This window comes from Anoxybacillus suryakundensis (assembly GCF_001418025.1).
GTDB lineage: Bacteria > Bacillota > Bacilli > Bacillales > Anoxybacillaceae > Anoxybacillus > Anoxybacillus tengchongensis.
Genome location: NZ_LIOK01000002.1, coordinates 221,516 through 231,803, shown reverse-complemented (window position 1 = coordinate 231,803; position 10,288 = coordinate 221,516). Strand labels below are relative to the sequence as shown.

The following is a 10,288-nucleotide window of genomic DNA, read 5'->3' as shown; positions in this document are numbered from 1 at the left end:
CAACTCGGTACAACGGCATGATGCGTCGTTTCGCACCTATTACCGGAAGAAGTATGAGGAAGTACCAAAGCACCAACACAAACGAGCCCTCGTCCTCACCGCTCGAAAACTCGTGCGTGTGATCGATGCGCTGCTACGCAACGGTCAAATCTACACGCCAAGAAAGGGGGAAGATCGATAGGGGTATCGATCTAACTGATTTTGCATCAAAACCCAGTTAATGACATCAGACAAGACTGGGCTTCTTCAGTATTGCCTTTTTTCGGGTCATCGGACAAATGAATTTCCAATTTCGATGATGTTTCACCTTGACATATTACCGCAGGACTTTTGTTGTTTCAATATTCATTTTATTTTATCATATGTCATATATACCAAAATAAAGGTGTGATTGAATGAGAACATCGTTTTCTATTTTGACTACAATCGTATTTTTATTTTTTGTTCCATATGCAGCAAGTGAAAAAACAGGCGTGCCATATATGGAATGGACGTTTCTCGTCGGTGTGATGGCCACAAGTTTTCTTTTTTATATACATGGAAGTGGATATATGTGGAATAGGTCTTCAGAAGAAGTGAAAAATACGTGCTATCGTTCTTATTCCTTTTGGATGGCTTGCACATATACGGTAATCAGCTACATGTTGAACATATAAAAGAAGCAGGCTGTATGTGAGCCTGCTTCATTCATTAATGTGCTGGGAATACTTCTGGGCATTGTGGTGGGAATTTGTCTGTTGGGCAAAGTGTTGCTTCTAAAATTTCTTCGCGCGGTTGGCAGTAGCGTGCTTCGACTTCAAGTTTCACGTCTGCTTCCATTTGCACTTCTAAGCATAATGTAATGGATACATCAAGCTGTGAGAAGTTGTCAGTGCAAATTAAACTTGCGTCACATTCGAAAAACGAAATGTGGCAATCGAGCATTGTGCCTTCTGGTGCGCATAAGATAAATGTTTGTGCCGTCGCAAATGGGATTGGAGAAGATTCGCAAACAACGTGACCGTTCGCATTGACAACTTGCACGACAACGTGACCTTTCACAAGCACTTTCACTTTTTGTAATGTCACTGTATCGCCTGATGGAAGTGTGACGTGAACAGGTTGGCGTCCATTTGGTTGTAAAATTTCTTGGCAAATGAGTGCATTGTTGTCAACTGTTTGGTCGATGCGGTTTCCTTCATCGTCTGTTAAGAAGCAGCGAATCGAGAAATCGCCAGCACTTAAGCCGTTTGATGCGAAAAAGTCGCAAACCGATTGCCCGTGGCGTGGACATTTGCTTTCAGGAAAAATATTTTCCAAATCCCCATTTGAAAAACTACGCAACGGCACATCGACTTGACGAGTAACCCAGTCATACACTTTGCGTGTTTTAATACACACTTTTTCTTTACGCTCTTTATGATGCGTCATGCCTCGTTCCTCCTATTTCAGTTTTTCCCGTCGCATGTATCGGGACTACTGTATAGTATGAGAAAGGTAGGTAAGTGTGCAGGGATATGTGCGGAATTTTTTTGTCATAAATGAGCGCCATGTTGAATTGTTATGTAGTAGAAAGGGGTGGGCATATGCAAAATGAGCTAGACGTGTTGCGGGCGGAAAATGTGTTGTTAAAAGAATTAGCAGCGTTAAGTGAGCAGCGTTATCAAGAAATTAAACGGTTAAAAAAAGAAAACGAAGAGCTAAAAAAGCAGCTTGAACAAATAACAAAACAAGTATTTGCACAAGGAACAGATTCATGGTTTATGCACAATATTAAGCGACAACAAACGTTGAAGCATAGCGGACAATTGCCGATGGCGACTCCATTTTCATTTGCGGAAAAAAAGAAATAGGGAAAAAGCATAGTCGCTTGCTCCATTTTTTTCATATGCTATTGTATCTTACACATGTGGAGGGTTTGCAAATGGAAAAGAAAAAGCCGATGGTCCTCGGCGGATCTCAAACAGCGAAAGTATATACGTCTTCACCAGCACCTGTAAAAAAAACAGGCGGTTGCGGATGTGGGAAAAAGATGAAAAAACAATAGCATAGGGGAGAGAAACATGGAGCGTTTTAAAAATTACGGGCTATGGCTCGCGATCGGTTCGTTTATTCCGCTTCTACTACAGACGTTTGGGATTGATTTAGATTTAGGAAAATATGAGCAATTATGGAATACGTTTTTAAGTATTTTAGTGATGGCTGGGATTTTGAATAATCCGTCGATCGGAAATGGATTTCGTGATAAACCGTAGCTCCTTTTAGGGGCTATTTTTTTTGTATAACTTTGTCATATGAGCGCATGCTATGATGTGAAAAAGCAAAGGAGGTTGTCATTATGACTGTTGCCAGTTCTGTGAAACAAACGTTAGCTGGATTAAAATCGGCGCAAGCGAGCTTTGAAACGTTTGCGTTGCAAACAGAAAATGAAAAAGCGAAGCAATTGTATCAACAAGCAGCACAACAAACGCAAGCGGTCGTCGATTTAGTAGCACCACGCTTGCAAGAAATTGAACAAGAAGAGCCACAATATAAACAATAAGTAATGCGGGTGTCCAATAAGGGCGCCCTTTCGTTACATGAATAGAAAGGTGAACGCCATGAAAAAATGGTTTGTACTCATTTCCGTTTTTTTACTGATGAGTTGTGCGCATGAACAAAAAGAACAACAACAATCGCTTCAACAAGAAAACATCACAAACGTCAGCCATGATGGAAGCGCGAAACGAAGCGACCAACAACATGCCGAAAAAGCAGTACAGATGTTAGAGGCACGCGAAGATGTGAAAGATGCGGTTGCCGTTCAAGCAAATGGCCGATTGTTAGTTGCGTATCAAGTGAAACATTTGCATCGCTTTCGCATGAAACAAATTGAAAAAGAGGTAGGCAAAGCGCTGAATGAACAATTTCGCGAAAAAGTGATCGTATCGCACGATTTAAAAATTTTTTGGAAAACAAAAGCGTTAAAAGAAAAAATCGAAACGAAAAACATAAGTGAACAAGCGATCGAAAAAGAAGTGACGGTCATTCAAAAATTAAGTGAAGAACAAACGTAGTGAGGTGAGATGATGGCAAACGAAAAGCGGAAAAATTTGACGCCTGTTCAACAAGAATATCATCAGTTTGAACAAGCGCGTGAAACGAAGCGGCCGGTGTTGAAAAATTGCGTGCGTGCCTTTTTTGTCGGTGGATTCATTTGCGCGATTGGCCAAGCCATTTCTTATTTTTACATGTACTTTTTCGACTTTACGGAAAAAACAGTCGGCAATCCGACGGTGGCGACGATGGTATTTATCGCCATGTTATTAACGGGGTTTGGCGTATATGACCGATTGGCGCAATTTGCTGGGGCAGGGAGCGCGGTGCCTGTCACCGGGTTTGGTAACGCTGTCATTTCGGCTGCGATTGAACATCGGACGGAAGGATTTGTGCTCGGTGTTGGCGGGAATATGTTTAAACTAGCAGGTTCAGTCATTTTATTCGGCACGTTTTCTGCCTTTGTCGTGGCGCTCATTAAAACGATTGCGATCAAATGGGGTGGACTCGGATGATGAAAGGACATCGTACGTGGGTATTTGAAAACCGTCCGGTCATCGTCGCCACTGCGACAGTCGGCGGACCGTTTGAAGCGAACGGAAACATTGCTGATGATTTTGACTTATTGCATGAAGACCTTTGGCTCGGGGAAGATTCGTATGAAAAAGCGCATAAAGTGTTATTTGAAGAAGCGTTTTTTCAGGCGATGAAAAAAGCGCGCATTGAAAAAGAACACGTGCAATTTATTATTGCTGGTGATTTAATTAATCAAATGACGCCGTCAAGCTTTGCGGCGCGTACGCTTAGCACGCCGTATCTCGGCGTATTTGGCGCTTGTTCGACGTCGATGGAGGCACTCGCGTTAAGCGCATTTATCGTCAACTACGGTGGGGCGAAGTACATATTAACAGGTGCTGCGAGCCATAACGCTGCGGTTGAAAAGCAGTTTCGCTATCCGACCGAATACGGAGGGCAAAAGCCGCCGACGGCGCAATGGACGGTGACAGGAGCGGGCGTAGCGCTCGTCGGGAGTGAAGGAGACGGCCCGCGCATTACTTCCGCAACGATCGGCCGCGTCGTTGATATGGGATTGACCGATCCGTTTAATATGGGCGGAGCGATGGCGCCAGCGGCTGTCGATACGATTGAAGCCCATTTACGCGATATGGAAATCGATGCGTCGTATTACGATGTAATTGTGACAGGCGATTTAGGAAAAATCGGACGCACCGTCTCGCTTGATTTACTACGAAAAAACGGGACGGAGCTAGAAGACGAGCGGTATCAAGATTGCGGATTAATTATTTACCGCGAAGGGCAGCCGGTGTTGTCGGGAGGAAGCGGGGCAGGGTGTTCGGCGACCGTTGTATATGGACATTTGTTGAATCGGATGAAGCGTGGGGAAATCAAACGCATGCTCGTCGTCGCGACAGGGGCGCTTTTATCACCGCTGACGTTTCAACAAGGAGAGACGATCCCTTGTATTGCTCATGCGGTTGCAATGGAATACGGAGGCGATCATTCATGATGTCGATGTTTTTTTGGGCGTTTGTTGTCGGTGGGCTTATTTGTGTCATCGGACAAGTGATGTTTGATGTATTTAAACTTACACCTGCGCATACGTTAAGCGCGCTCGTCGTTGCTGGTGCGATTTTAGACGGATTTGGATTGTACGAGCCGCTGATCGATTTTGCCGGTGCTGGGGCAACAATTCCGATTACAAGTTTCGGCAACGCACTCGTGCATGGGGCGATGCAAGAAGCAGAAAAACACGGCATCGTTGGGGTATTAACAGGGATGTTTGAAGTGACGAGTGCCGGCATTTCGGCAGCAATTGTGTTCGGTTTTATCGGAGCATTATTATTCAAACCGAAAGGATAGAGGAACATGACCATTGGTTCACAAGTAAAGCAAAGTTTAGCGAACATGAAGGCCATTCATGCGACGTTGCAACAGTTGGCGCTCACTTCGACAAACGAGGAAGCGCAACGGGCGTTTCATGAAGCGATGCTTGAAACGGAACAAATGATTGCGGCGCTGAAAGGGCGCATGTCGACGCTTGAGCGCGAGGAGCCGCAATATAAGGGGATGTAGGTATGCCAGCATGGTTAGAGGTTGCGATTCGCTCGATTTGTATTTTAATTGGACTGTTTGTTATTACAAAATTATTAGGGAAAAAACAGTTGTCGAAGCTATCATTTTTTGAATATATCGTCGGCATTACGATCGGAGATATTGCCGGCTCGATGTCGATGGATTTAGATATTCGGTTAACGGAAGGGATAACGAGCATTTTAATTTGGTCGCTGTTCCCTGTCGCTATTTCAATCATTTCGTTGCGAAGTAAAAAATTTCGCGATTTCGTTGAAGGCAATTCCACCGTCTTTATTAAAAACGGAAAAATTTTAGAAGACAATTTGAAAAAAGAAAAATATACTATAGATGAATTGCTTGAACAGTTGCGGAAAAAAGATGTCTTTCGCGTCGCGGATGTCGAATTTGCGACGCTCGAAGCAAACGGCGACTTAAGCATTTTATTAAAACGCGACAAACAGCCGCTCACAATTGGGGACATTCAACCTTACGTTCCGGAAGAAAAAGAACCTCAAACGGTCATTATGGACGGTGAAATTTTAGATGAACCGCTTGCCACAGCCCGTTTAAACCGCGGGTGGTTAAAGCAGCAACTCGATCAAATGGGCGTTGCTGTCGAAAACGTCTTTTTAGCGCAAGTTGATTCGTACGGTCAACTGACCGTCGATTTATACGACGATCGTATTCAAGTACCAGAACCGCAACAAAAGCAACTATTGCTCGCATCGATGAAAAAAGCAGAAGCGGACTTCGAACTATTCGCCTTGCAAACAAATGATGCCGAAGCCAAACGAATGTACGAACAACAAGCGAAACAAATGCAGCAGCTTATTCAAAACTTACAGCCATTTCTCACGTAAAGCCACGGTACGTACGTGGCTTTTTCGTGTGGGGGATTTATTTCAATCCATATGGAAATTGGACAACTGATAGCTCATAAATATGTTTAAATATGTTTCAAAATCTACTTCAACAAGAGAAGGAGCATTCGACCATTCAAAATAGTTGATATTTTTAATAAACGTATAGAAATTTGGATTCGACAGCAATAGCTTCATAATCAGTTGGTTTTTTTCACGTATTCTGCGACTTGTAGGCATTTCATTTCGAATGATACTCCTTACCATGCCCAACAGCAAGTCTACAAGTTCGATCCCTATCTGTTCTTGTTTTTTTACATACTGAGCTGACTTAACTATGAAGCGCTCCCCGCGATATATCGATTGTATATTTAGTTGTTGGAACAGCTGTGTTCTTAAATCGTATTTGGTATTATGGTACTTTGTATCATTTTCTATAAAAATTTCCGTATCCAACTGAACGTCTCATCCATAAAAGTATTGATGATGCGCCAAATGGAGTTTCTCTCTTTGCTATCCCCATCATATTTAGTCCAATGAATGGAAACCTTCTTAATTACATCATTAAGTTCTTGAATTTTAGGCTTTTCATAATATACCGAGGGGATGGAGAGACCTCCCATCAGATGTGGCTTCACTTGATTTTTCCCACTTTCATCAAAATAAATATTAATGGTAAATGAATGCTCCATGAAAATCCCCCCTTTACAATTTACTAAAATGAGTGCATAATATAGCAAACAGATGACATAAGGTAATAGTAATAAATAGCTTGTCGCGCCCTAGACCAAGCGACACGTTATTTATTGCTAGGTAGTTTGCACTCACTGCGCCCTAGAGTGAGCGGTGCGTGACGACTACGTTACCATTTCAGAGAGGATGGCTCAATCCTCTCTTTTTATTTTTTGACAATACATCGATCCCCATGAAGACAGATAGCTATTGGTTATGATGATGTGTTGGCATTTTACTTCAATATGTTCAAACAATCAGCTAAATTAGCTGATTGTTTGCAGAAACTCCTCGACTTGTTCGCGTGTTTTTGCGTTGGCGCTATGTAAGTGGGCGATTTTTTCGCCGTTTTGGAATACAAGCAAGCTTGGAATGCCCATGACGTTATACGTTTCGGCGATGTCTGGCACATCGTCGCGATTAATGTCATACCATGTAAATTGTGGATAAGCGGCGATCACTTCGTCGATAAATTGATCCATGCGCACGCAGTCGGGGCACCATGTTGTAAAAAATTTCACGATAACAGGTGTGCTTGATGAGATCGCTTGTTCAAATTGTTGTGCGTCTTGTAGTCGTTTCATATGACACGTCCTTTCTTTTTGTTTCGTGTTTTATTTTAGCACATTTTTACGTTTGTTACGTATGAAAAAGCAAAGGAGGGGAAGATGATGAACCGGTTGGAAAAAGAACTGCAATCGTATACGCGCACCAAACACGCAAAGCACGATGCGCTCATGAAAGCATTTGACACGTGGGGAAAAGAAGTAGAAGCGACGTTAAACAATCTCGAAAACATAAACGGTAAGCTATTTCAACAATTTGAAGCCAATATGAGCGATGCAGAAGCGTTTTTTGCGAAAAAAGAGAAGCAGTTTGCACGCATGTTTCAGCATTTTTTATAAGCGCCCATACCAAATGCATTTTTGCGCATATGATGTAAGCGACAACGTTCAAGGAGGTGGAGTCTCATGGGCTTCGGATATTGTGGTTATGGTTACGGTGGCTACGGCTACGGCGGCGGATACGGTTCAACATTCGTGTTGATCGTCGTATTGTTCATCTTATTGATTATCGTTGGTGCAGCGTTCGTTCACTAAGAAGAGGCGTTCCAAAGGGCATACCTTTGGAACGTTTTTTTTTCTTTTTCATATGCTGAAAAAGAAAAGCGAAGGAGGCGGAGAAAGATGGATCAACATTTTTTTAAAAACATCGAAAAGAAAACGGGCGTCAATATGCAAGACATTTTTGCCCTTGCGAATTCTTTACAACATGCGAACTTTAAAGACGAAAAAACGGTGCGTGGCATCGTTAAACGCGTTGCTCAAATTGCGAATCGCAACGTGCCGAAAGAGTTAGAAGATAAAATTGTGCAGTCGATCGTCAATAACGGAAAACAAATTGACTTCAATACGATTGCGAATATGATGAATAAAAAATAATGAAAAAGCGAAAAGTCTTAGATGAGGCTTTTCGCTTTTGTTTCAAGGAGAGGGAGCAAGCGCGAGGCGTTTGCTTTTTTTAATCGGCGCATGGACGGAACGGAAATAAAAAGCCGTTCTTTTGCGCGAGTGATCGCGACGTAAAGAAGGCGGCGCTCCTCTTCAAGCGGGTCGATATCGCCGTTTCGGTACGCCTCAAGCGCATAGTCATGTGGCAATAGTCCGTCGACTGCCCCGATAATATAGACGATCGGAAACTCTAACCCTTTGGAACGGTGAATGGTCATGAGTTGAATGCCGTCATCGCACGTTGTGTTGGCGTACGCTTTGACACGCTCAACGTGAGAAAGAAACGCCTGGATCGTTTTAAATTTTCGGGCAACGACTTTGACATCGCGCACATCATCGGATCCTTTTTCCATCGCATTCCCTTCGTTGCCACGCTTTTTTAAAAAGTCGCCAAAGCCCATCTCTTTTTCAATGAAGTCAATGGCGTCGATTGGTTTCATGTCTTTCACTTTCGCAAAAAGCGGAACGATCGTACGCAATTTTTGTTGTTGAAACGGTGCGATACGATCGAGTTTAGCGAGCGCTTCAACGAGCGAACAATCTTGTAAAATCGAGATCGCTTTTAAGTCGTTTATGACCGTCTGCTTCAAAAACAATACGGTTGCGACATCCGCAAGTGCTTGCTCATCGTTCGGATTCATACTTAATTGAAAAAAACTTAACAAATATCGCACAATGCGACGGTTGTAAAACGAGTCGCCGTCTGTTGTAACAGGGAAACGAAGTTGGGAAAGCCGTTCAAAGACGGCGCGTGCGGATGCGTTCGTTCGGCATAAAATAGCGATATCGCTCGGTTTGACGCCTTGTTTCATTCGCTCTTCAATGTCGCAGGCAATCATCGTTGCTTCTTCTTCTTCATCGTACGGAAAGAAAAACGTCGGACAATGCATGCTGTCGGTTTGAGCGTTCATTTGTTTTGGAATGCGCGTGCGACTTTTCGAAATGATGCGGTTGGCGAGCGAGACGATCGGATGCGATGAGCGATAATTTTCCGTCAGCTTGACGATTTTCGTATTCGGAAAATCTTTTTGAAATTGGTCAATGAATGATGGATCGGAGCCGCGAAACGCATAAATCGCTTGGTCGTCATCGCCAACGGCACAAATGTGATGCGTATGGGATGCAAGCAGTTTCATCGTTTCATATTGTACATGATTAATGTCTTGAAATTCGTCAATAAGAAAATAGTGAAACCGTTCGTGATATTGTCGTAATCGTTTTTCATCCGTCCGCAACATGTCATAGCACGCATATAACATATCATCAAAATCAAATACATCGAGTTGCCGTTTTCGCTCTTCATATTGCACATACAATTGCACAACACGCTCGTCCCATTCATTTTCGATCGCGATGTCATGAAGGGGGGTGAGCGTATTTTTCCAATATGAAATGCGTTGCATCGCTTCATCGTACGGAAAATCGCGTTCATCAATGCCGATGTCGCGCCCGATTTCTTTCATCATCTTCTCTTTTTGCCAGTCGCGAATGAGCCGCTCATGACGCCAACGGAACGGGTCGGCATGTTGTAACATGCGATAAAATAAGCTATGAAACGTGCCGATTGTCGGTATCCCCGCAAGGTTGTACGACTGAAGTCTTTCGGCTAACTCTTTCGCCGCTTTTGTCGTAAAGGTGACGATCATGATGTTTGTCGCTTTAATATGATGCGTGGTGATCATGGCCGCGGCGCGCGCCGTTAACGTGCGCGTTTTCCCGCTTCCAGCACCTGCTAGAACGAGGAGCGGTCCATCGATGTGGCGCACCGCTTCGTATTGGTCGGCATCGAGCGAAACGTCGCATACGATCGTTTGTTTTTTTTCTTTCTTTTGAAATGGCTCAGTGGGTCGGATCGAGATGGTGTGCGCTTGTTTTCGTTCTTCTTTTATACAAGCATTCGAAACATGATAAAAGTGCGGGGCATGTTCAATCGCTAAATGAAAGCGAACGATTCCACCGCACATCGGGCACGTCCATTTATTCCGCAAACTTTGTTCGTAAACAAGCTCATATTTTTCTCGTGGTAACGTATGAATGTCAAATAATTTGCCGTTATATCGTGCTTTGTTCATCGGT

19 protein-coding genes and 1 pseudogene are annotated in these 10,288 nt (G+C 43.4%); 15 read left to right on the top strand and 5 right to left on the bottom strand.

Annotated features, from left to right (window positions below):
* A pseudogene (locus ASC42_RS14130) lies at positions 1–181 on the top strand (IS110 family transposase); the annotation flags it as partial.
* Between the two features lie 214 nt (positions 182–395).
* Complete coding sequence (locus tag ASC42_RS02395; RefSeq protein WP_032100721.1) at positions 396–656, top strand: hypothetical protein; 261 nt, start codon at positions 396–398, stop codon at positions 654–656.
* Between the two features lie 34 nt (positions 657–690).
* On the opposite strand, the gene ASC42_RS02390 is transcribed toward ASC42_RS02395, so the two are convergent.
* Positions 691–1,410 (bottom strand): BMQ_0737 family morphogenetic spore coat protein, encoded by a 720-nt coding sequence (locus ASC42_RS02390; RefSeq protein ID WP_032100720.1) that lies wholly within the window; start codon positions 1,408–1,410, stop codon positions 691–693.
* A gap of 155 nt (positions 1,411–1,565) precedes the next feature.
* On the opposite strand from ASC42_RS02390, the gene ASC42_RS02385 reads away from it, so the two are divergent.
* The 10 genes from ASC42_RS02385 (at position 1,566) to ASC42_RS02345 (ending at position 5,969) form a co-directional block, all read left to right on the top strand.
* Complete coding sequence (locus ASC42_RS02385) at positions 1,566–1,832, top strand: hypothetical protein (protein WP_055440388.1); 267 nt, start codon at positions 1,566–1,568, stop codon at positions 1,830–1,832.
* 71 nt (positions 1,833–1,903) lie between these two features.
* Positions 1,904–2,026 (top strand): hypothetical protein, encoded by a 123-nt coding sequence (locus ASC42_RS14330; protein ID WP_280790521.1) that lies wholly within the window; start codon positions 1,904–1,906, stop codon positions 2,024–2,026.
* A gap of 16 nt (positions 2,027–2,042) precedes the next feature.
* Entirely contained in the window at positions 2,043–2,234 is a 192-nt protein-coding gene (locus ASC42_RS02380) for a phage holin family protein (protein ID WP_055440387.1), read from the top strand.
* A gap of 83 nt (positions 2,235–2,317) precedes the next feature.
* Complete coding sequence (locus tag ASC42_RS02375) at positions 2,318–2,521, top strand: DUF1657 domain-containing protein (protein ID WP_035065022.1); 204 nt, start codon at positions 2,318–2,320, stop codon at positions 2,519–2,521.
* A 58-nt stretch (positions 2,522–2,579) separates the two neighbouring features.
* Positions 2,580–3,035, top strand: coding sequence for a YhcN/YlaJ family sporulation lipoprotein (locus tag ASC42_RS02370; RefSeq protein WP_055440386.1), 456 nt, complete (start codon positions 2,580–2,582; stop codon positions 3,033–3,035).
* A 12-nt stretch (positions 3,036–3,047) separates the two neighbouring features.
* Positions 3,048–3,530 carry a stage V sporulation protein AC gene (spoVAC, locus tag ASC42_RS02365; protein WP_032100717.1) on the top strand — a complete coding sequence of 161 codons (483 nt, stop codon included), beginning with the start codon at positions 3,048–3,050 and terminating at the stop codon, positions 3,528–3,530.
* Positions 3,527–4,543: a stage V sporulation protein AD gene (gene spoVAD / locus ASC42_RS02360; protein WP_055440385.1), complete on the top strand. Its 1,017-nt coding sequence runs from the start codon at positions 3,527–3,529 to the stop codon at positions 4,541–4,543. Before spoVAC ends, spoVAD begins: the two co-directional genes overlap by 4 nt.
* Positions 4,540–4,896: a stage V sporulation protein AE gene (spoVAE, locus tag ASC42_RS02355; protein ID WP_055440384.1), complete on the top strand. Its 357-nt coding sequence runs from the start codon at positions 4,540–4,542 to the stop codon at positions 4,894–4,896. Before spoVAD ends, spoVAE begins: the two co-directional genes overlap by 4 nt.
* 6 nt (positions 4,897–4,902) lie before the next feature.
* The gene (locus tag ASC42_RS02350) at positions 4,903–5,109 is read left to right on the top strand and encodes a DUF1657 domain-containing protein (protein ID WP_055440383.1); all 207 of its coding nucleotides are present in this window, start codon (positions 4,903–4,905) and stop codon (positions 5,107–5,109) included.
* Positions 5,110–5,111: 2 nt separating this feature from the next.
* Positions 5,112–5,969, top strand: a complete 858-nt coding sequence (locus tag ASC42_RS02345) for a DUF421 domain-containing protein (RefSeq protein WP_055440382.1) — start codon at positions 5,112–5,114, stop codon at positions 5,967–5,969.
* A 42-nt stretch (positions 5,970–6,011) separates the two neighbouring features.
* Here the strand turns inward: ASC42_RS02345 and ASC42_RS14200 are convergent, their stop codons facing one another.
* From ASC42_RS14200 to ASC42_RS02335, 3 genes are all read right to left on the bottom strand, one after another.
* Positions 6,012–6,425 (bottom strand): hypothetical protein, encoded by a 414-nt coding sequence (locus ASC42_RS14200; RefSeq protein ID WP_245191133.1) that lies wholly within the window; start codon positions 6,423–6,425, stop codon positions 6,012–6,014.
* On the bottom strand, positions 6,404–6,661 hold the full coding sequence (locus ASC42_RS14195) for a hypothetical protein (protein WP_245191132.1): 258 nt from the start codon (positions 6,659–6,661) through the stop codon (positions 6,404–6,406). Before ASC42_RS14195 ends, ASC42_RS14200 begins: the two co-directional genes overlap by 22 nt.
* Before the next feature lie 306 nt (positions 6,662–6,967).
* Positions 6,968–7,285, bottom strand: coding sequence for a thioredoxin family protein (locus tag ASC42_RS02335; RefSeq protein WP_055440381.1), 318 nt, complete (start codon positions 7,283–7,285; stop codon positions 6,968–6,970).
* 87 nt (positions 7,286–7,372) lie between these two features.
* Here ASC42_RS02335 and ASC42_RS02330 point away from each other — a divergent pair, with 87 nt between their 5' ends.
* From ASC42_RS02330 to spoVIF, 3 genes are all read left to right on the top strand, one after another.
* Positions 7,373–7,606, top strand: coding sequence for a hypothetical protein (locus ASC42_RS02330; RefSeq protein ID WP_055440380.1), 234 nt, complete (start codon positions 7,373–7,375; stop codon positions 7,604–7,606).
* A gap of 66 nt (positions 7,607–7,672) precedes the next feature.
* Positions 7,673–7,801, top strand: coding sequence for a YjcZ family sporulation protein (locus tag ASC42_RS13600; protein WP_009362140.1), 129 nt, complete (start codon positions 7,673–7,675; stop codon positions 7,799–7,801).
* An 87-nt stretch (positions 7,802–7,888) separates the two neighbouring features.
* Positions 7,889–8,143, top strand: coding sequence for a sporulation-specific transcription regulator SpoVIF (gene spoVIF, locus ASC42_RS02325; RefSeq protein ID WP_032100708.1), 255 nt, complete (start codon positions 7,889–7,891; stop codon positions 8,141–8,143).
* 17 nt (positions 8,144–8,160) lie between these two features.
* On the opposite strand, the gene ASC42_RS02320 is transcribed toward spoVIF, so the two are convergent.
* Positions 8,161–10,284 carry an ATP-dependent helicase gene (locus ASC42_RS02320; protein WP_055440379.1) on the bottom strand — a complete coding sequence of 708 codons (2,124 nt, stop codon included), beginning with the start codon at positions 10,282–10,284 and terminating at the stop codon, positions 8,161–8,163.
* Positions 10,285–10,288: the final 4 nt, after the last annotated feature.

Excerpts from the sequence above, each read along its gene's own strand:
- ASC42_RS14195 (WP_245191132.1), bottom strand. The coding sequence starts at position 6,661 with ATGGAGCATTCATTTACCATTAATATTTATTTTGATGAAAGTGGGAAA.
- ASC42_RS02370 (WP_055440386.1), top strand. The coding sequence starts at position 2,580 with ATGAAAAAATGGTTTGTACTCATTTCCGTTTTTTTACTGATGAGTTGT.
- spoVIF (WP_032100708.1), top strand. The coding sequence starts at position 7,889 with ATGGATCAACATTTTTTTAAAAACATCGAAAAGAAAACGGGCGTCAAT.
- ASC42_RS02395 (WP_032100721.1), top strand. The coding sequence starts at position 396 with ATGAGAACATCGTTTTCTATTTTGACTACAATCGTATTTTTATTTTTT.
- ASC42_RS02385 (WP_055440388.1), top strand. The coding sequence starts at position 1,566 with ATGCAAAATGAGCTAGACGTGTTGCGGGCGGAAAATGTGTTGTTAAAA.
- ASC42_RS14330 (WP_280790521.1), top strand. The coding sequence starts at position 1,904 with ATGGAAAAGAAAAAGCCGATGGTCCTCGGCGGATCTCAAACAGCGAAA.
- ASC42_RS02350 (WP_055440383.1), top strand. The coding sequence starts at position 4,903 with ATGACCATTGGTTCACAAGTAAAGCAAAGTTTAGCGAACATGAAGGCC.
- spoVAD (WP_055440385.1), top strand. The coding sequence starts at position 3,527 with ATGATGAAAGGACATCGTACGTGGGTATTTGAAAACCGTCCGGTCATC.
- ASC42_RS02390 (WP_032100720.1), bottom strand. The coding sequence starts at position 1,410 with ATGACGCATCATAAAGAGCGTAAAGAAAAAGTGTGTATTAAAACACGC.
- ASC42_RS02335 (WP_055440381.1), bottom strand. The coding sequence starts at position 7,285 with ATGAAACGACTACAAGACGCACAACAATTTGAACAAGCGATCTCATCA.
- ASC42_RS02345 (WP_055440382.1), top strand. The coding sequence starts at position 5,112 with ATGCCAGCATGGTTAGAGGTTGCGATTCGCTCGATTTGTATTTTAATT.
- ASC42_RS02375 (WP_035065022.1), top strand. The coding sequence starts at position 2,318 with ATGACTGTTGCCAGTTCTGTGAAACAAACGTTAGCTGGATTAAAATCG.
- ASC42_RS02320 (WP_055440379.1), bottom strand. The coding sequence starts at position 10,284 with ATGAACAAAGCACGATATAACGGCAAATTATTTGACATTCATACGTTA.
- spoVAE (WP_055440384.1), top strand. The coding sequence starts at position 4,540 with ATGATGTCGATGTTTTTTTGGGCGTTTGTTGTCGGTGGGCTTATTTGT.
- ASC42_RS13600 (WP_009362140.1), top strand. The coding sequence starts at position 7,673 with ATGGGCTTCGGATATTGTGGTTATGGTTACGGTGGCTACGGCTACGGC.
- ASC42_RS02330 (WP_055440380.1), top strand. The coding sequence starts at position 7,373 with ATGAACCGGTTGGAAAAAGAACTGCAATCGTATACGCGCACCAAACAC.
- ASC42_RS02380 (WP_055440387.1), top strand. The coding sequence starts at position 2,043 with ATGGAGCGTTTTAAAAATTACGGGCTATGGCTCGCGATCGGTTCGTTT.
- spoVAC (WP_032100717.1), top strand. The coding sequence starts at position 3,048 with ATGGCAAACGAAAAGCGGAAAAATTTGACGCCTGTTCAACAAGAATAT.